Consider the following 21,147-nt stretch of genomic DNA (forward strand, 5'->3'; position numbering starts at 1 on the left):
GATTTTATCTTTTCACAATTCTTCAGATAAAAACAATATTAGCAAAACTATTAGACCTTATAAATGTAAGAGGCCTACTTATTTTATTCCCACGTGAACAAATACTCTTAAATAATAAAAAGTTAAATAATTTAAAAATTAATTTTAGGAGATGTTCATAATGGAGGAATTAAATTTAAATAAAAGAATAAACACAATTGGTCATAGTGCTAGACAAGAAAGGAAACAAGGTAAGATTCCTGGAGTAATCTATGGTAAAAAAATAGGAAATGAACTTTTTTATGTAGATTCACTAGCATTAGCAAAAGAACTTTCAGTTAGTGGTGAACATGGAGTATTAAATTTTAATCTTGATGGTAAGAAGAAGGGTACTGCTGTAATTAAGGAAGTACAAAAAAACTCATTGGGAAATAAAGTAATCCATATTGATTTAGAAGAAATAGCAGCTAATGCTAAGATGCACACTGAAATTTCAATTAAAATTATTGGTAAAGGAATTTTAGAAAGCAAAGGATTATTGTTGCAAACTCAAAGAGATTTAGTTAAGGTAACTTGCATCGCAGCAAATCTACCAAAAGATGTTGAGTTAGATGTCTCAAATGCAACCGCAGGAACTGTTTATACATTTAATGATTTAGAGCTTGGCAAAGATGTTTCATTTGTAGATGATTTATCAACTGTCATAGGTTCAATAAGCGAAGATCAAAAAGAAGATGTAGAAGCTGAAACAGAAGAAACTAAATAATATCATAGTTTAAAATAGTATGAAAAATCATTCTTTTAATGAGTTGAGGCACATTAATAAGGATGATTTTTTTATCATACAAAGAAATTATATACCAATAAAAAACACGTACATATAAAAAGGCACGAAGTGCAACCAAAATCTTTTTACCGTGGACACTATTGACTTAGTTTTTTGAACTCTCTTCTTGAAGCTATCATACTCAATTAACCATAGTGTACCCTAAAGAATTTTAATTGTAAATTAAAGGATGGTGCAGTCAAGTTTGTTTAACATATATGAATAAAATCTCCTTAAATGAGAAACAATTATAAAATAGTTAGCTAATACTAGTTGATTGTGAAGCAAATTTAAGGAGGATTTAGAATGGATGAATTAATTTTAAATAAGAGATTAAATCAAACTGCTAATGCAGTTAAGCAAAAAAGAAGAGAAGGAAAAGTTCCAGGGGTTGTTTATGGTAAGAAATTAGGAAGTTTAATGTTTGAAATAGGTGAAATGGAATTAGTAGAAGAACTTTCAAGAACCGGAGAACATGGTGTTTTAAGATTTGATTTGGATGGATATAATGGAACCGCTGTAATTAAAGAAGTTCAAAAAGATCCAATATCGCACAAAGTAATGCATATAGACTTAGAAGAAGTAAGTAGATATGGCATGCTAGAAACAGAAGTGCCAATTAAACTTGAGGGTAAAGAATTTTTAAGTAAAAAGGGGATCGTAATACAAACACAGAAAGATTCAGTAAAAATATCTTGTAAAGCTCAAGATATACCTAAGTCCATAGATGTTAATGTTTCAAATGCAAAATTAGGCAGTGTTTATAAATTAAGTGATTTAGAGGTAGGAAGTGAAATTTCTATTATAGATAATTTATCAACTGTATTTGCATCTGTAGTTACACGTCAATTTATAGCAACAGAAGATTCAAAAGAAGAGTAAGCACTAAGAATTGGATTCTATCTGATAGTGTTAATAACATAAGTACTAAATAGTCTGAGAGAGTAAGTATTTCAGACTATTTTATTTAAAAACTAAATACGATTATCAAACGTTTATTAAAAATTATAAAGTAGTACATCATATTTTGTTATAATTTTAAAAGTTAAACATTAGATTTATAAAACTATTTTTAAATATAAGTAAATATTGTATAATAGAATAGAGAAAAAATGGGGAGGGTAACATGAAATGAATTACAAAGATAAGTATAACATGTGGATTGAATCTGATATTATTAATGAGGCAACAAAAAACGAATTAAAGAACATATCTGACGATAAAGAAATTGAAGATAGATTTTATAAAGACTTGGATTTTGGTACTGGTGGACTTCGAGGAGAAATAGGTGCTGGAAGCAATAGAATGAACGTATATACTGTTGCTCAAGCTACACAAGGATTTGCAAACTATTTAAATGATAACTTTGAAGATCCGTCAGTTGCAATTGCATATGATTCAAGAAATATGTCTAAGGAATTTGCTAAGGCGGCAGCCCTTACTTTATGTGCAAGTAATATAAAGGTATATTTATATGAAAGTTTAAGACCAACACCAGTGTTATCTTATACAGTAAGAGAACTAAAGTGTAGTGGTGGTATTGTAGTTACTGCGTCTCATAATCCTAAGATATATAATGGTTATAAAGTGTATGATGAATTTGGTGGACAAGTAACAGATGAAAAAGCAAATACAATTATTGATTGCGTTAATGCAGTAGATGATTTTTCAAAGATTAAGAATATAGATGAAAAAATTGCTTTAGAAAAAGGTTTGTTAACTTATATTGGAGAAGATTTAGACAAACTTTATTATGAAAAAGTTAAGGGATTGACTATAAGAACAGATTTAGTTAAAGAAAAAGCTGAAAACTTAAATGTTATATATACTCCAATTCATGGTTCGGGAAATGTTCCGGTAAGAAGTGTATTAGAACAATTAGGATATAGTAATGTTAAAGTAGTTAAGGAACAAGAAGCTCCAGATGGAAATTTTCCAACAGCATCTTATCCTAATCCAGAAAATCCAGATGTATTTGAACTAGCTGTAAAGATGGCTAAAACTGAAAATCCTGATATAATATTTGGAACTGATCCAGATTGTGATAGAATAGGTCTCGTTGCTAAGGATAGTAATGGAGAATATAAAGTTCTAACTGGTAACCAAACCGGATTACTTTTAACTCATTATGTATTAAGCTCATTAAAAGAAACTAACAAGTTACCACAAAATGGAGTTGTTATTAAAACAATTGTAACAACTGAAGGTGCTAGAAGTATAGCAGAAGATTTTAATATTGAAATTATGGATGTATTAACAGGATTCAAATATATCGGTGAAAAAATCAGAGAATTTGAAGATGCAGGAAATAAAACTTATCTTTTTGGATTTGAAGAAAGCTATGGATACCTTGCAGGAAACTTTGTACGTGATAAAGATGCAGTAATAGCTGCAATGTTAGTATGTGAAATGTGTCTTTATTATAAAGAACAAGGAAAGAGTGTCTATGATGCATTAATAGAATTATATGAAAAGTATGGATACTTTAAAGAAAATCTTGTATCATTAGAATTAAAGGGTAAAGAGGGTCAAGAAAAAATAACTGCTTGTATAGAAGCACTAAGAAATGATCCAATAAATGAAGTTGATAAAGTTAAAATTATTACAAGATTAGATTATAAATTAAGCATTGAAGAAAATACTGTAAATAACACTAAAGTGACTATTGACTTACCTAAGTCTAATGTATTAAAGTACATCTTAGAGGATGGTTCATATTTTGTAGTAAGACCATCAGGAACAGAACCAAAGATGAAGATTTATTTAGCAGTAAAGAGTAGTAGTTTAGATAATGCAGATAAAGATATTGCAAAATTTAAAGAAAAAGTAATGGAAATTATTAACTCAAAGTTAAACTAAATTTCCATATAAATTGCTATCATCTTTTAGATGGTAGCAATTTTTACTCAATTAACAATTAACAGTGAACAACTAAAAAAGAAAAGCTAAAATCATTTTAAAATGAAACTTTAAGTTTGATTTAGTAGTTGTTTAGTGTTAAATGTTAACCCAGTTCTAAAAGAACTGAAATTTATATAAAAAAATTATCAAATAATTGTTAACTGTTAATTGTTAACTGTTAATTGAACCAACGAGGTGTAAAATGAGTAATTATAAGACAATGTATAAAGATAAATTAAGTAAAATATTATTTTTAGAAATGAAAAAGGATGGATTTAAAAAGAGTATTAATATTCCTGAAAATGTAAAATTAAAAAATGATGATTTGTATATGCCTATAAGCGCTGAATATGTTGCTGCTAATGCAAATAATGAAATAAAACTAAGTAATTTGCCAATATATTATTTTATTGAAGGTATGTTCATAACTTTTGGTGCGGATAAAAATATTAAATACAATGAAGATTATGGAATAATTTTATCATATATTCCTGATTCTGAAGAATGTGTAAAGAGTCTTATCGCAGATAGAATAAAGAAAAATAGATTAGAAGATGCTTATATTTTATTAAAAGGACTTTATAGATATACTAAGGAAGAAGAAATTTTAACTAAGTTATTGGCTGTAGGAGAAACCATAAGAGAAAAGGATTCGAGTTTTGCGGAAATTTTATTAGAAGATATTGATGAATGTAAAGAAAAATTTGAAAAATCTCCAGAACCATATCTTTATAATGCATTAATACTTAAAGATAAAGGTGATTATAAAGGCGCAGAAGCAGAAATAAACGAATATATAAACAAGGGTGGGAAAAAAACACCTCAAATTGAACAAGTAGGAACTGATATTATCAATATAAGTCACTTTGAAAAAGCAATCGATTATTTAAAAGATGAACCTAAGAAATCAATTGAATTATTACTTCCATTATGTGAAGAATTTAAAGAAAATCCTTTAGTTTATTATTATTTAGGTGTTGGGTACAGAAAAATTGAAAATTATAAAACAGCTATACATTACTTAGAAGAAAGTCTTTCTCTTGAGTCTGGAAGCCTTGAAACTGTTAATGAACTTGGAATGAATTATGCATCTATTGGAGATTATGAAAAAGCAATAAAATACTTTAGGAAGGCTTTTGAAGCATCTAAAGAAGTAGAAATATGTACTAATATAGTAATGTGTTACATAAATTTAGGAGATAAAGAACAAGCCAAACTTAATTTAGATATTGCTAAAAAGTTGGCTCCAGATGATGAAATAGTAATAGAAATAGATCAAATGCTAAATAGAACAATAAAATAAGTTTTAGGAGATAATATGTTTACAAAAATACTCGATTTTAATATCTTTAATAAAGATAAAAAAACTTTAATGAATTATATAGAAGATCTTGATAAAGTAAATATAATATCAGGAAATCCAGAGGTTTTATTTAATGGATTAAATAATCCTATGCTTAAAGAAAACTTTAATGATAAATCGTCTATAATAATACCGGATGGAGTTGGAACAGTTCTTGCTACAAAATTATTAAAAAAGCCAGTTAAAGAGAAGATAGCTGGAATAGATGTTGTTAGAGAAGTTTTAATTAAAGCAAATTTAGAAGCGAAATCAATTTATTTATTAGGAGCAAAAGAAGAAATTCTTAAAAAATGCGTAGAAAATATTAAGCTTGAATTTCCTGATTTAAAAGTTTCTGGATTTCATAATGGATTTTTTGATTTAAATAACTGTGATGATATAATTGAAGATATAAAAATGTGTGAGCCTTGGGCTATTTTTGTGGCTATGGGTTCTCCAAGACAAGAAATATTTATACGGAAAATTATAAATATTTCCAATATTCATATATTTATGGGAGTAGGTGGTGTTTTTGATATATTTGCAGGCGAACTTAAAAGAGCACCAAAATGGATGATATCCTTAGGGTTAGAGTGGTTATACAGAGTTATGAAAGAGCCTTTTAGAATAAAAAGATTAGTTTTTATACCAAGATTTTTATTATTAGTATTAAAGAGTAAAGATAAAGTCAATAATGTTTAGGGTCGTGCAGTTTTTAGTTCAAAGTTTAAAAAAATATAGAAATATTATAATTGCTAGACATCAGGAAAAGTATATATGGGAATAAATAGGTGGAGAGAATGAAAAAAGGAAGCAGTTTAATTAAATCTACATTCATAATAATGATAGTGTCTTTAATAAGTAGAGCTTTAGGATTTATTCGTGATATGCTTATTGCAAAAAACTTTGGTGCAGGAATATATACTGATGCTTACAATATTGCTGTATCTGTACCGGAGATAATATTTACATTAGTTGGACTTGCAATATCAACTGCTTTTTTACCTATGTTAAGCAAAGTTAAAGCTAAAAAGGGCAAAAGAGAAATGTATAGTTTTGCCAATAACGTAATCAACATACTTTTTATTGTATCATTGATTTTTTTTATGATAACAAGTATTTTCTCGAAAGAAATAGTTAATATATTTGGATTTTCAGAAGAAACATCACTACTTGCAATTAAATTACTAAAAATTACACTTTTGAATCTTTTATTCTTATCAATTAATGCATGTTTTACATCATTATTACAAGTAAATGAAGATTTTGTTGTTCCATCTATTTTGGGGCTGTTTTTCAATTTACCTATGATATTATATTTATTATTATTTAAGAATTATGACATTGTTGGTTTAACAATTGCAAATGTTATAGGGAATTTCTTTAGGGTAGCTGTTCAAGTTCCATCATTGTTGGAACATGGATATGAATATAAATTCTTTATAAGCTTTAAAGATGAAAGATTGAAAGAAATTATGATATTAATAATTCCGGTAATTATTGGAGCCGGAGCAAATTCATTAAATATGGTAGTAGATAAATATATTGCTTCATATTTAGAAGTTGGATCAGTTTCAGCATTGGATTATGCCCAAAAATTGATATTTTTTATTAATACTATTATTACAACTTCAGTTACTAGTGTGGTATACCCACTTATGGCTAATATGCGACATAGTGGTGATAATGATGGTTTTATAAATATACTGAAAAAGGCTATTTTATATTTAGCTATATTATTAATTCCTATTACTATTGGAGTTATGATATTCGGTAAGGATATAGTTAAAATCGTATATGAAAGAGGAAAATTTACTGAACATGCAGTATATATTACAACTCTTGCTCTACTTGGATATGGCTTGGGAATATTCTTTACAGGAATAAGGGATATATTAAATTCAACATTATTCTCTATGGGAAAAACAAAAGCCACTACAATAAATGGAATTATAGGTGTTATAATTAATATAATTTTCAGTGTGATTTTATCAAAGTATATAGGCATAATGGGTGTTGCATTAGCTTCAGCAATAGCTATGATAGTGACATCAATGCTTTTATTTAAAAGTATAATTAAATTGGAAAAAGGTTTTATAATAAAGGATATAATTAAAAAGATAGGTATAATAACAATAAATTCTATAATTATGGGAGTGATAATTATAATTATAGTAATTTTTTTAAGAAGTAAACTAAATTCAATAGTTCTTTTATCACTTGGAACTATTATTGGAAGTATTATATATTTTATATTATGTTATCTATTTAAAATTGAAGAAATTATTGAAATAAAAAGTTTGATTTTAAAGAAAATTAAAAGATAGGAGGACATATGAAAATATTGTTTATTGCCTGCTACTCTCCATTAATAAATAATTCAGCGGCCATTGAAACGCTGCAATATTTAAATAAGTTAAGTGAAATTAATAATAATGAAGTGCATCTTTTAACTGTCAATTTTCCAAAGGATTCAATATATTATGATGAAGCACTTCGATCTATGATGGACCATAAAATAAAAATTCATATTGTCGATGGTGGAATTGTATTTAAAAAATTGATGCCTAAAAATATTAATGATTCTAAGGTGAAATCTAATAAATTAAAGCTAAACATTAAATATGGTAATGCAAAAAAGATATTGAGAAGAGTAAAAAATGCAGTAGTGATACCAGACATGTATTATGGATGGGCAATAAAAGCAGGAAAATATGGAATAGACTTAATGAAAAAAGAAAATTTTAATGTTATATTTTCAATGCATGAACCTCCATCTTCGCATTTATGTGCTTATTATATAAAAAAACAATATAGAAATATACCGTGGATTACATATTGGAGTGATCCATGGCTTAAGGATTCCACAAGGGAAAAGTCTTTTATTGTTAAAAAGATACTTGAGAAAAATATGGAAAAGGATATTGTTAACTTAGCAGACAAATTTATATTTGTTACAGATGCAAATAAAAATGAATATTTAAAAGATTATAAAGCATTAAGTGATGGTCATAAAAAGACTTTCATATTAAACAGAGGTTTTGATACGAAATTATATGATAGATTATTTCATGAAGAAGTTCCAACACTTATAGAAAAGGATAAGATTAACATTATTTATACTGGAGAAATATTTTCTAAACTTAGAGATATAAAACCCTTTATTAAGGCAATTGAAGAAATAAAGGAAGAAGATATAGAAGCATATAGTATGCTAAATATTTTATTTTTTGGGAATATAGATGATATAGAAGGTAAAAAGAAACTAGAAAGTTTAGATGTAGCAAAAGTATCACCTAGAATACCTTTTGATGAAGCACTTAAATATATGCTACATGGAGAAGTTTTGCTTTTATTTGGAAATAAAAATTCCAAACAAATACCGGCTAAAATTTATGAATACTTTGGATCTAAAGGCAGAATACTTGTAATTTATGGGGATGAAAATGATCCTATTAAAAGAGTAGTAAAAGATAATAAAAAATGTATTGTGACTGAAAATAATACTAAAGGAATAAAAGATAAAATTTATACATTAATAAAAATGCACAAAAGTAAGGATATAGATTGTGCACCAGATTTAAATTATGAATGGAATTCAATAGTTGAGAGATTAAACAATATCTTAGAAGGAAGTGATTAAATGCATATAATGGTCATTCCATCTTGGTATTCTTCTTCAAGAAATAAAATTCATGGTAGCTTCTTTAAGGAGCAATTTAAAGCTCTTGCAAATAATAATGAAAAAATTACTGTTGCATATAATGAGATTTGGCCAATCACTTTGATTGGGAAGATTCATGAAAAGCACGGGATAAACTTTAATGTGGAAGATAATCTCAGAACTTATAGATATAAAGATTATAATTATTTGCCTAAAACTTCACTGATGTTTAAGATTTTTAATAGAAGGATGGATAAACTTTATCAAGAAATTGTTAAAAAAGAAGGTAAGATTGATGTTATCCATGCTCATTCAGCCTTTTGGGGTGGAATAGCAGCAGCTTTTATAAGTAAAAAATATAATATTCCATTAGTAATAACGGAACATTCATCGCTTAAATATGCTAAGTATGTTAAGGAAAGTTATAAAGAATATATTTATGAAGCTTATAAAAATGCAGACTGTTTAATTGCAGTTGGAAATGGACTAAAGAAAGAACTGATGGAATATGTAAATAGACCTATTGAAGTGATTAATAATATGGTTGATTTGGAATTATTTTGTATAGATGAAAATATTGAAGATAAGAATTCAAACGATACTGAAGAATTTAAATTCTTTTCATGTGCTTTCCTTGAAGAGGGAAAAGGAATGGAATGTTTAATTAAGGCTTTTACTGTAGCTTTTAAAGATAAAAAGGTAACATTGAGAATAGGTGGAGATGGTTCACTTAAATTACCATTAAAGAAACTTATTGAAGAGTTAAGGATAGATAATCAGATAACACTTTTAGGAACCTTGTCAAGAGAAGACGTTTCTAAGGAAATGAAAAGATGCAATGCGTTTGTTCTGGCATCTGAACATGAGACATTTGGAGTTGTGTATATTGAAGCTCTTGCATGTGGAAAACCTGTTATAGGAGCTGATAATGGTGGTGCAGAAGATATAATAAAGGAATACAATGGGATAATAGCTAAAAAGAAGAATGTAGAGGATTTAACAAAAGCGTTAAGAACTATAAAAGACAATTATCAAATGTATGATAAATATAAAATAAGTAAAAAAGCAATTTTTAGCTATTCAGAAAAAGTATTAGTTGAAAAGCTAAAGGGAGTGTATAAAAAAGCATATGAAGGAAATAATTAAAAATATATATGATTTTGTAGATAATAAATTTTATTTTAAGTTGTTATATTTGTTTGTAAGTTTAACATTTGTGACTATTTTAAAGTATGTGCCAGGAATAATGATATTAAAGTATATAGCATTAGCGTGGGGAATAATTTTAGTTTTAATTATGATAATTGAAGATTATAAAAGAAGAAAGATTTATAAGTTTGATATTCCATTGGGAATCTTTATGATAATTACATTATTACTAAATATTATCTCTTACAGAAGTATTGATAATATAAAAACTTGGATGATTAACTTAATTTTGTTTGTCATAATATTTACAGTAGATGTTTTTAGATGTAAAAAAACTATTATTAAAGAGATGAACATAATAACTTATTTTTATGTTATTTTTATGTTTATTGCTTCTAGTATATCATTGATAATGAAATTTTTTGATATGAAAATTAAACTTGGAGATTTTATTTTTGAATTTAATGGCGTTAATGGTGGCGTATTTGAAAATAAAAATGCAATTGCAATAGCAGCCGCATTAGCTATTGTTATGTGCATTTATATTTATGACATATCTAAAAACCATAAAATCAGGATATTCTTGATACTCAATATAATATTGCAGACTATAATCATGATGGGAGAACACGGAAGAAGTGCTTTGCTAATAGTAATAGCTGTAGTATATACATTTATTTTTGTATACAATAAAAATAAATATATTAGAATTGTATTTATATTAATACCAATACTAATATGTGGAACATTCTTAACATATAAAGATAATATTAGAGATTTTACGAGTGGAAGAAGTAGCCTTTGGACTTCAGCAGCTATTGTAATAAAAGAGAATCCTTTAAATGGCGTTGGCAATAATAAACTTGTAGATGCTGTTAAAGGTGCACGTGAAACTGATGATTTACCTGGATTAGAAATTGGAGGATTACACAATATATATGTGCAAATAGCAACTGTAAATGGTATTATTTCATTATTATTATTTCTTACTTTTATTGGGATAATTTTAATGTTCATAATACAACGCTTAGATAAACTAAAGAGGAAAGAAAAGTTTCAAATGACAACATTAACTTCACTCGTAGTTGGAATTCTTGCGGTAAATTTATTCGAAAGTACATTAATATATATAGTAAGCTTTATTTCTATGATATTTTGGATATATTTAGGGTGTTTAGTGTCAATTTTGGATAATAAGAATATTCAATAATTAGACTTATATAAAATTGAATTTTTGAATTAGAGTTAATACCCTTAATTAAATTTAGTTAAAGTAATAAAATCAAGGGTGATAAAGTATCTTGTCTGGGGAGATGTATGTTATTTTCTTTCACATTCCTTAGACATAAGATAAAAAATACTAAAATAGAAGGGAATAACAACATATGAAATTTTGTGATGAAAGTATTAAACAGTTTTTAGAAGAATTAGGATCAGATTTATCTGCACCAGGTGGTGGTAGTGTAGCTGGACTTATTGCTGCATTATCAGGAGCACTAAATTCTATGGTTTATTCATTAACAGTAGGTAAAAAAAATTATATGGCTTTAGAAAATAACGAAAAAGAAACTATAGATAAATTTAAAAAAGAGTCTGAAGAATTTACATCAAGAAGCTTAGAACTTATGGAAGAAGATAGAGAAAATTTTTTGAAATTAATGGATTCTTATAAATTATCGAAGGATACTGAAGAAGATAAAGAAAGAAGAGCATTAGCTATAAAAGAAAATACTATGAAATCTATGGAAGCACCTTTAATTTTAGCGAGAGAAAGCTTAGAATTTTATAAGAATCTAAAAATTATGGCTAAGTATGGGAATAAAATGTTATTATCGGATTTGGCCATTTCTGCAATTTTACTTCATAGCGCTATAGAAAGCTCTATAGTGAATGTTAAAGTAAATTTAAATGCACTTAGAAGTGAAGAATTCTTTAATAAAGTTGACAATGAATTAAAAGGAATTATGGACAAATCAATTAAAGAAAAGAATTCTATTACTGAAGATGTAAACAGTGTTATTTATCCTAATTAATAATATGCTTTTTGATGTGTTGTTGTTTTTTATATGTATAAAGAGATACTTAGTTTTACTGAAATTATTACTAAGTATCTCTTTAATTTAGGCACAATCAAAAAAATAACAAGTCCATCTACCAAGCCTATTTTCCATCATTGGAAGCTCGATTCGCATACGCTCACTGAGTAAGCGATTCACACCAAATCATAGATTTGGGTTCACTGCTCACGTCAGCAGATTGCCCTAATAGGCTCGCTATGAGACCAATCTGCTTCCTTACCTGATGAAAAATAATCATGGCATTTTGGACTTGTTATTTTCTTTCATGTGCCTTAGTCTATAGGTTTTCCTTCAAAATTTGTATATTCAGGTTTAGTTTTATGATTTCCACCAAGGTTATCTTGTTTATCATGTAATTTTTGTCTTCTTGCACCTTTTTGTATAGAGTTAATGGCCCCTTCTTTATTTGGCATATTAATCACTCCTTTCATGTATCTTATTAAGTATTTTGCACTTATATTAAAATTTGATACATTTAAATTTTTGGATAATAATATGTACAAGTATTGAAAAATATTGTATATATGGTATATAATATTTGATAGTATGATATGTATACGTATAATTATTAATTGGAAAGAAATACGTAGAACTAAATAATCTAAAGGAGGAATAGACAATGGAGGGTACAAAGTTTCCTATTGTTATTAAAAAAAGAAATGGTGTAATGATAGGTGTTTCAATACTTGAAATAGCAATGGGAATAATGTTTGGAATTATTGCAGACGGACCAAAGAGCGTTCTTCTATGGATATTTGTATTTACTGGGATAATAACTGCACTTTCAGTTTTAGTAGAATACAATCAAGATATAATACTTAAAGAAAATAATGTGGAATTTTATAAAAATAATGATTTGATAAAATCAATAAAATATAGTAGTATCAATGCTATTTATATTTCAAAAGGAAATGAAACTAAAACTAAGAAAAAAGATTTTTTAACAATTGGATTTAACGGTAATGACAATAAAAGTAATAAAAATAGCAAAAATAATAAAAGCAAAAATTCTAAGGGCGAGAGTTATCCAATTAATCATAGTGTCTATAGCTCTCAAGATTTAAATACATTAAATAATATTATTCTAATGAAAAATTCTTCTATAAAAGTAAGTGATGACGTAAAAAATCTAACAAATAAAATACACACAAAGTAATAAATAAATCCCCTCAAAACAATTTTTGTTTTGAGGGGATGTTCTTATTCTGTAGGTAGATCATTTAATGATTTAAATTCATAGCCATCTTCTTTTAAAGTTTTAATAACTGTTGGGAGTATTTTTGTATTTGTATTTGAAACTGCATGTAAAAGCATTATAGAACCAGGATGAGCTCCTTTACATATTTTTTCTAAAGCATAACTTTCAGACGGTTGATTATTTACTAGCCAATCTTTATAAGCAAAACTCCAAAATATAGTTTTATATCCTAAATCCTTTGTCAATTGCAAAGATTCTTTTGAATATTTCCCCATTGGAGGTCTAAAGAAGGTTGGCATATCTTCTCCAATAAGTTCTTTATAGGCATCTTCTACACCATTAAGCTCTGCTTTGAATTTTTCGTTGTCATGTATTTGTGCCATAGAAGGATGATGTACGCTATGATTACCAACTATATGCCCTTCATCAACCATTCGCTTAATTAGCTCAGGCTCTTTAATAATGTAAGGTTTAACAACAAAAAATGCAGCAGGTACGTTATATTCTTTTAGTATATCGAGAATTTGCCCAGTATGACCGTTTTCATATCCTTCATCAAAAGTAAGATATAAAACTTTATTTGAAGTATCACCTAAGTAATAAGCAGAGTTTTCTTTAAGAAAATCAATAGATTCTCTTGGTGCTTCTGCGATTTGACCTTTCCCTTTTCCAACATAATACCAGTTAAGTTCGTCTTCATCGCTGAAAGAGGAAAAGATATCTTTTATATTATCAATATCTGAAATATCTCCCAAGACTCCATCTTCTTGAAAACATTCATTTGCATCAATATCTTCATTACTTGTAGCACTTACATATTGGGTTGGAGAAATTACAATTAGATCTAGAATTAAAGAAAGAGCAATAAAAGATTTTATTGATTTTTTCATTTTTTCACCTTCAATCTTCAAAATAGTATTGGCATAAGCTTTATATTGATAACTTAATGCTTAATCATTCATAGTATTTCAAATTTATTAAAGAATAACCATGGTAAATTATATATATACCTTAACTAAAAGGAATCTTTGCCATATACCCTATGGATATGAAATGAAATCTTTAAATATCGATTATAGGTATTCTGAAGTTAGAGTTGAAATAAAAAATGTTCTAGAGTATAATTTTTAAAGGTAAGGCATATGAAAGAAAATAACAAGTCAAAGATGCGATGTATATTTTGCGTCAGACGAGGAAGTGTGTTTACCTCATAGCAGGCTATTAGGTGAACATGCTGACGAAGTATGACACAAAATAGACTAGCATACTGACTTGTTATTTTTTGAATATGCCTAAATTAAAAGTTAGAAGTTAGAAAGGAATGTACATAGATGAAATTAGGTATGGTAGGTTTACCGAATGTAGGTAAGAGCACATTGTTCAATGCGATAACAAAAGCTGGGGCGGAATCAGCGAATTATCCATTTTGTACAATTGAACCCAATATTGGAGTTGTAAGTGTTCCAGATAAGAGATTAGAAGTTTTAGAAAAAATGTATAATACAAAGAAAAAGGTATACACAGCAATAGAGTTTTATGATATAGCAGGATTAGTTAAGGGAGCTTCTAAAGGTGAAGGATTAGGAAATAAATTTTTATCACATATTAGAGAAGTTGAAGCAATAGTTCATGTTGTTAGATGCTTTGATGATGGTAATGTTGTTCATGTTGATGGCTCTATTGATCCAATACGTGATATAGAAACCATAAATTTAGAATTAATATTTTCTGATTTAGAAGTTTTAGAAAGAAGAATGGAGAAATCATTAAAACTTGTAAGATCAGGAGATAAGACTGCAAAATTTGAATATGCAATCATGGAAAAAATGAAGGAGCAATTAGAAGCCAATAAACCTGTTAGGACTTTAGAAGTTACAGAAGAAGAAGACGCTTTTGCAAAAAGCTTATTTTTAATTACTTCAAAGAAAGTTTTATATGCTTGTAATATTTCTGAGGATGATGTTATGGAAGGTAACTTTGATAATGATTATGTTAAAAAAGTCAAAGAGTACGCAGCAGAAGAAAATTCAGAAGTTATGGTTGTAAGTGCTAAGATTGAGGAAGAATTATCAGGACTTGAAGATGATGAAAAAGCTGAAATGCTAGGCGAATATGGATTAGATGAATCAGGACTAGATAAATTAGTTGAAACTAGCTATAAATTACTTGGTCTTATGAGTTACCTAACAGCTGGAGTTCAAGAAGTTAGAGCGTGGACAATTAAAAGAGGAACTAAAGCACCAGCAGCGGCAGGTAAGATTCACTCTGATATTGAAAGAGGATTTATTAGAGCTGAAGTAGTTGGATATGATGATTTAGTTGAATGTGGTTCAGAAGCAGCAGCTAAGGAAAAAGGGAAATTTAGACTTGAAGGAAAAGATTATATAATGCAAGATGGAGATGTAGTTAATTTTAGATTTAATGTATAGGCATATTTTTATAGTATAAGTATAACTTAGAAGCAGGGTATGTATCTATATAAGTAAATAAATTGTATTAAAGAGTGAGGTTAAAAATCTTGCTCTTTTTCAGTGGAATTTTTAATTACTGATAAATTTATGAATATATAGTTACAATTGAATGAATATTATGTAAAATGTAGATTTTTATACTAAAGTTTGTTAAAATAAAGTGCAAGTCTAAGCTTAATATAATAGTAAGGTGTGATTTATTCGTGAAAAGATCAAGGGAAGAATATATAAGTGCTTTAAAAGAATATATAAGTGTCTTGAAAAGAAATACAACGTTCATAAAAGAAAAGATAAGTATTTTACAAGGAAATAAATATTTTATTCCAATCATAACTATTATTATATCTTTAAGTATAATAATGGGGATTAATGAAGTGGTCGAATCTAATATTGGGACAAATAAAGATGAAGTATCGATTGCTACTAATACTGCAGAGACAGATTTTTATAATAGAAAATATGAGGCGGCAATTGCTGGTTATACAAAACTTCAAGAAAAAGAGGACTGGCCTATATGGAATGTAAAAATCGCTGAAATTTATTCTGTTGAAGGAAACTTTGTAAAATCAAATGAGATGCTTGAACAAGTTTATGAAACTAGAAATAAAATTATAGATACGAAAAAGGAAGAAAAGGACAAACTTGAAATTAAAGATAGAGAATTAACCAATTATATAGCATTTACAGCTCTTATGAATGGTGACGATAAAAAAGCTTTAGAATATGGGGAAGTATTCCTACAAGATTATCCAGATGATAAGAATTTATTAAAAACAATGTTCACTATTTGTCTTGCAAATAGTAACAAAGTTAAGGCAAAGGAAATAGTTGATAAATATCCAATAAGTGATGAAACTGCAAGTGATTTAGCTGCTTTGGCTAGAATGAATTTGTTAATTGATGACTTTGATAAAGGATTTGCATTGTTAAAAGATGCTTGGTATAAAGATAAAAATGAAGTGAGAACATTTGATGTTATAGCTCAAATTGCAGATTATGATCAAGCTGATATTTTAAATAAAATTTCAAAACTTGAAGAAAAAGAACCTAATGAACTTGCATATAAAATGTGGAGAGCTAAGATTTACTCTATGAGTAAAGATTACGCAGAAAAAGCTGGTGAATTGGTTGATAAGCTGGATAGTGAAGATGTTGGAAATACAAATCTAATGCTTATTAAATCTAATATGTATCAAAATATGGGAGAAATAGAAAAATCAAAAGAAGTTTTAGATGAAATAATAAATAAAGATCCAAACTCATTTATAGGATATCACGCTGCGGCATGGCAAGATTATAATAATGAAAAGTACGATGACGCTTTTAAAAATTGCGAAAAAAGTATAGTTATGGACAAAGATTATCCAGATAATTATGGATTTCTAATACCTGAAATAATGGCAAAACAAAATAAGAGTGAAGAAGTAGAACCATATTTTAGAACTGCTTTATATAAAGAACCATTTAATTATAATATTATTATTAAAATAGCAGAATATTATGGGAATACAATGCAGGACACAACTAAGGCATTATATTATTATGACTTAGCTTCAAAAATAAAACCAAATGATGCAGAGATATATTACAATATGGCATTAATAAAAAGTAATAATCAAAGACAAGATGAAGCAATAGAGTTATTAAAAAAGAGTATTTCAATAAGTGATAAAGTTATCAAATATCATAGAGCACTTGGAACTGTATATTTAAATGCAGAAAAAAGTGAAGAAGCACTTAAAGAAATAAGAAATGCATATTCTATTGATAAAAATGATATTTTAACATTAAATAATGCAGGGTGCTATTACATAGCAATTGATGGTGATGTAGATAGAAGTATGACTAATTTAAAAGCAGCATATGATGGAATAAATGAAAAAACAAGTGCTGACGATAAAGATACAATAACCGAGAATTATAATAGAGTTAAAAATCTGTCTGATGCATACAATAAAAGAAATGGTGCAACACTAACAGTACCAGACCTTAGATTATTTTATTAGTAGGGGGAAGTAATATGTATCCAATTAAATTTGAAAACCTATATTATGAAAGAATATGGGGAGGAAAAAACCTAGAAAAATTTAGAGATAATGTTCCAGAAGGTGTCATAGGAGAAAGTTGGGATATTGCTTGTCATAAAAATGGTACAGGTAAAGTTGAAAATGGTGAGTTAAAAGGAAAAACTTTTGATGAAATAATACAACTTTATGGAGAAGAACTTTTAGGAAAAGAAATAGATAAAAAAGAATTTCCACTTTTAATTAAATTAATAACTGCTCAAGATAAACTTTCAGTTCAAGTTCATCCAAATGATGAATATGCAAACAGAGTAGAAAAAGATTCCGGAAAAACAGAAGCTTGGTATGTAGTAGATGCAGAAGAAGGAGCTTCATTAATAGTTGGAACAAAGGATTGTGATAAAGAAACATTTAGTAAAGCAATTAATGAAGGAAACTTAGATAAGTATTTAAATAAAATTTCAGTTAAAAAAGGGGACTTTTTCTATGTGCAAAGCGGACTTGTGCATGCCATATGTGAAGGCGTTTTGATCGCTGAAATTCAACAAAACAGCGATACTACATATAGAGTTTATGACTATAATAGAGGAAGAGAAATACATGTTGAAAAGGCATTAGAGGTAATAGATTTTTCTCTTGAAGGAAAGAATTCAAATGGTATATTAATAAAAAAAGATGGATATGACAAAACATATCTTTGCTTAGGAGAATATTTTACAATACAAAAATATAAAGTTAATACATCTGCAAAGGAAAAGAGTGATGAAGAAAGATTTTATTTATTCACTTGTGTTGAAGGAAATGGTGTAATAAAATATAGTGATGGAGAAGTAAAGATACATATAGGAGATAGTATTTTTATTCCAGCAACTCTTGGAGATTACGAATTAATAGGAGATTTTACTTTGTTAAAAAGTTATGTACCTAATGTAAAAAATGAAGAAATAGATGTATTAAGTATAATAGAAAAATAGTAATAAAAATTTAAGGAGGAACTAAAAGTTGCTCCTTAATTATTGAAATAAATTAATTAATAGAAAGAGAGTGATATTTAAGTGGGATTTGATATTTTATTTATAATTAAAGCTATTATTATAGCAATAGTTGAAGGGCTGACAGAATTTATTCCAGTATCTTCTACAGGACATATGATTCTTGCAGGAAGTATTATTAATTTTAATGAAGAACCATTTGTAAGTATGTTTGAAGTTGTAATTCAATTAGGTGCAATATTTGCAGTTGTAGTTTTATATTGGGACAAGATAAGAGACAGTGTAATTGATTTTTTAAAATATATATTTACAAATGGGAAAGAAGGCAAAGTTGGATTTAGATTTGGAATTAATATTATTGTTGGATCAATTCCAGCTCTAATAATAGGATTGATTTTACATGACAAAATAAAATCATTATTCGTAGTAGGAGCTGTTGTTATTGGATTTATTGTTGGAGGCATTCTTTTAATAGTAATTGAAAATAAGTTTAGAAAAAAGAAGCATTCAATAACAGATATAGATAAAATAACACCTATTGATTCTTTTAAAATAGGGTGTTTTCAATGTCTTGCTATGTGGCCAGGAATGTCAAGGAGTGCATCTACAATAATGGGTGGTTGGATAGCAGGACTTTCAACTACTGTCGCAGCTGAATATTCATTTTTCTTAGCAATTCCAGCCATGGTTGGTTCATCAGGATTAGATTTAATAAAATTTGATTATTCAACAATGAATTTAAAATATGCACTTGCTTTGATAATTGGATTTGTTGTAGCATTTATTGTTGCACTAATTGTAATGAGGAAGTTCATAGATTATTTAAAAAAGAGACCTATGCGAGTATTTGCTGTATATAGAATAGGTGCGGGTATAGTATTTGCCATACTTATGTTCTTTGGATTTTTAAAAATTTAAATTATAAAAAAGCGTTGTTTTAAAAGCAATAAATAATTCATAATTAGGTATATGAAAGAAAATAGCAGATCCAATATAAAAGCTATTGGTCTGTTATTTTTTAAATATGTTTTAAGTTAATATGTAAGAAGAAATTTGAAAAGCAAAATAAAAAAATGTTAATAAAAATGCTATTTTAATGAATCCGTTATGCACATGATGCACTAACTTGAATTCTTATTTAAAGAATGAATATATTGTAAATTAATGCTTTAAATAAATTAAAGTTTATGATATCATTAAGTAAATAGTCAGAAAATAATGATAATTTACTTTTAGTGATTATTTAAAAACAAGATCATGGTATAGGGGGAATTAAGAAATGACTAAAGATATTAAAAAAATAGCTCTATTAACTGGGGGAGGAGATTGCCCCGGATTGAATGCTGTTATAAGAGCTGTGACAAAGTCAGCAATATTAAATTATGGATATGAAGTTATTGGATATAGATTTGGGTATAGAGGATTATATAACAATGATTTTATTCAGTTAGATTTATCAACAGTATCAGGTCTTGTATCGAGAGGTGGAACAATACTTTATAGTTCAAATAAAGATAATTTATTTGATTATACAATAGAAGAAGACGGAAAAACGGTTAAAAAGGATGTATCAGATGTAGCAGTTGAGAATTTGAGAAAAGAAGGTGTAGACGTTTTAATAGTCATTGGTGGAGATGGAACATTAACATCAGCTAGAGATTTTTCAAGAAAAGGAGTTAATGTAATAGGTGTTCCTAAAACTATAGATAATGATCTAGGATCAACAGATATAACATTTGGATTTAACACTGCAATTGATATTGCAACTGAAGCTTTGGATAGATTGCATACAACTGCAGAATCACATCATAGAATTATGATTCTTGAAGTTATGGGAAGAAATGCAGGTTTCATAGCATTAGAATCAGGAATAGCTGGTTCAGCTGATGTTATTTTATTACCGGAAATTCCATATGATATAAATAAAATTGTAGAAAAGATTGAAGATAGAAAAAAGAATGGGAAGTTATTTACTATAATTGTTGTAGCCGAAGGTGCAAAACCTAAGGATGGTGAAGTTATGGTAGCTAAAATTGTGACAGATAGCCCAGATCCAATTAGACTTGGTGGAATTGGAAACAAATTAGCAGGGGATCTAGAAAAGTTAGTTAAAGAAAGAGAAGTCAGATGTACAGTACTTGGTCACATTCAAAGAGGTGGAATTACATGTACATTTGATAGAATATTATCAACAAGATATGGAGTTGCAGCTGTAGAGCTTATCAATGAAGGAAACTTTGGAAATATGGTATGCCTAAAGGGGAATGAAGTTACTTATGATAGTTTAGAAAATGTTATTGGAAATAATAAAAAAGTAGATCCAAATGGAGAATTGGTAATTATAGCAAAGAAAACAGGTATATCATTTGCTGATTAATTAATTTAAAATGAGTACTAATTTATGAATGATATTCTAGTGCTCATAAGGCATATGAAAGAAAATAACAAGTCCAATAGTTTGGTTAACTTATTTTTTAAATATGCCTAAGATACCTAATGACATTAATAGTATTTTAGAAAGCG

Annotated in this window: 17 protein-coding genes; 16 read left to right on the forward strand and 1 reads right to left on the reverse strand. The window is 27.7% G+C overall.

Going from position 1 to position 21,147, the window contains the following annotated elements; genetic code table 11:
* The first annotated feature begins 160 nt into the window (after positions 1-160).
* The 11 genes from DIC82_08925 to DIC82_08975 all read left to right on the forward strand — a co-directional run bounded on the left by DIC82_08925 (position 161) and on the right by DIC82_08975 (position 13,095).
* Positions 161-745: a 50S ribosomal protein L25 gene (locus DIC82_08925; GenBank protein ID AWK51130.1), complete on the forward strand. Its 585-nt coding sequence runs from the start codon at positions 161-163 to the stop codon at positions 743-745.
* Between the two features lie 366 nt (positions 746-1,111).
* Positions 1,112-1,687: a 50S ribosomal protein L25 gene (locus DIC82_08930; protein ID AWK51131.1), complete on the forward strand. Its 576-nt coding sequence runs from the start codon at positions 1,112-1,114 to the stop codon at positions 1,685-1,687.
* 249 nt (positions 1,688-1,936) lie between these two features.
* The gene (locus tag DIC82_08935) at positions 1,937-3,664 is read left to right on the forward strand and encodes a phosphoglucomutase (protein ID AWK51132.1); all 1,728 of its coding nucleotides are present in this window, start codon (positions 1,937-1,939) and stop codon (positions 3,662-3,664) included.
* A gap of 244 nt (positions 3,665-3,908) precedes the next feature.
* A complete protein-coding gene (locus tag DIC82_08940) occupies positions 3,909-5,009 on the forward strand; it encodes a hypothetical protein (protein ID AWK51133.1) in 1,101 nt (366 codons plus the stop codon).
* A gap of 15 nt (positions 5,010-5,024) precedes the next feature.
* The gene (locus tag DIC82_08945) at positions 5,025-5,750 is read left to right on the forward strand and encodes a glycosyltransferase (GenBank protein ID AWK51134.1); all 726 of its coding nucleotides are present in this window, start codon (positions 5,025-5,027) and stop codon (positions 5,748-5,750) included.
* Between the two features lie 98 nt (positions 5,751-5,848).
* Positions 5,849-7,375, forward strand: a complete 1,527-nt coding sequence (gene mviN, locus DIC82_08950) for a murein biosynthesis integral membrane protein MurJ (GenBank protein ID AWK51135.1) — start codon at positions 5,849-5,851, stop codon at positions 7,373-7,375.
* A gap of 8 nt (positions 7,376-7,383) precedes the next feature.
* Positions 7,384-8,691 (forward strand): glycosyl transferase group 1, encoded by a 1,308-nt coding sequence (locus DIC82_08955; protein AWK51136.1) that lies wholly within the window; start codon positions 7,384-7,386, stop codon positions 8,689-8,691.
* On the forward strand, positions 8,692-9,858 hold the full coding sequence (locus DIC82_08960) for a glycosyltransferase family 4 protein (protein AWK51137.1): 1,167 nt from the start codon (positions 8,692-8,694) through the stop codon (positions 9,856-9,858). It abuts the gene before it with no gap.
* Positions 9,842-11,071 (forward strand): polymerase, encoded by a 1,230-nt coding sequence (locus tag DIC82_08965; GenBank protein AWK51138.1) that lies wholly within the window; start codon positions 9,842-9,844, stop codon positions 11,069-11,071. Before DIC82_08960 ends, DIC82_08965 begins: the two co-directional genes overlap by 17 nt.
* A gap of 175 nt (positions 11,072-11,246) precedes the next feature.
* Positions 11,247-11,894 carry a formiminotransferase-cyclodeaminase gene (locus DIC82_08970; GenBank protein ID AWK51139.1) on the forward strand — a complete coding sequence of 216 codons (648 nt, stop codon included), beginning with the start codon at positions 11,247-11,249 and terminating at the stop codon, positions 11,892-11,894.
* Positions 11,895-12,558: 664 nt separating this feature from the next.
* Positions 12,559-13,095, forward strand: a complete 537-nt coding sequence (locus tag DIC82_08975) for a hypothetical protein (protein ID AWK51140.1) — start codon at positions 12,559-12,561, stop codon at positions 13,093-13,095.
* Positions 13,096-13,139: 44 nt separating this feature from the next.
* Here DIC82_08975 and pdaA read toward each other — a convergent pair whose 3' ends face one another.
* Positions 13,140-14,027 carry a delta-lactam-biosynthetic de-N-acetylase gene (gene pdaA / locus DIC82_08980; protein AWK51141.1) on the reverse strand — a complete coding sequence of 296 codons (888 nt, stop codon included), beginning with the start codon at positions 14,025-14,027 and terminating at the stop codon, positions 13,140-13,142.
* Between the two features lie 441 nt (positions 14,028-14,468).
* Here pdaA and DIC82_08985 point away from each other — a divergent pair, with 441 nt between their 5' ends.
* The 5 genes from DIC82_08985 (at position 14,469) to DIC82_09005 (ending at position 21,001) form a co-directional block, all read left to right on the forward strand.
* Positions 14,469-15,566 (forward strand): redox-regulated ATPase YchF, encoded by a 1,098-nt coding sequence (locus DIC82_08985; GenBank protein AWK51142.1) that lies wholly within the window; start codon positions 14,469-14,471, stop codon positions 15,564-15,566.
* A 245-nt stretch (positions 15,567-15,811) separates the two neighbouring features.
* Positions 15,812-17,614: a hypothetical protein gene (locus tag DIC82_08990; GenBank protein AWK51143.1), complete on the forward strand. Its 1,803-nt coding sequence runs from the start codon at positions 15,812-15,814 to the stop codon at positions 17,612-17,614.
* Positions 17,615-17,628: 14 nt separating this feature from the next.
* Positions 17,629-18,606 carry a mannose-6-phosphate isomerase gene (locus DIC82_08995; protein ID AWK51144.1) on the forward strand — a complete coding sequence of 326 codons (978 nt, stop codon included), beginning with the start codon at positions 17,629-17,631 and terminating at the stop codon, positions 18,604-18,606.
* An 81-nt stretch (positions 18,607-18,687) separates the two neighbouring features.
* Positions 18,688-19,542, forward strand: coding sequence for an undecaprenyl-diphosphatase (locus tag DIC82_09000; GenBank protein ID AWK51145.1), 855 nt, complete (start codon positions 18,688-18,690; stop codon positions 19,540-19,542).
* Between the two features lie 361 nt (positions 19,543-19,903).
* Positions 19,904-21,001: a 6-phosphofructokinase gene (locus DIC82_09005; GenBank protein AWK51146.1), complete on the forward strand. Its 1,098-nt coding sequence runs from the start codon at positions 19,904-19,906 to the stop codon at positions 20,999-21,001.
* The last annotated feature ends 146 nt before the right edge of the window (positions 21,002-21,147 follow it).

Source organism: Clostridium beijerinckii (assembly GCA_003129525.1).
Taxonomy (GTDB): domain Bacteria; phylum Bacillota; class Clostridia; order Clostridiales; family Clostridiaceae; genus Clostridium; species Clostridium beijerinckii_D.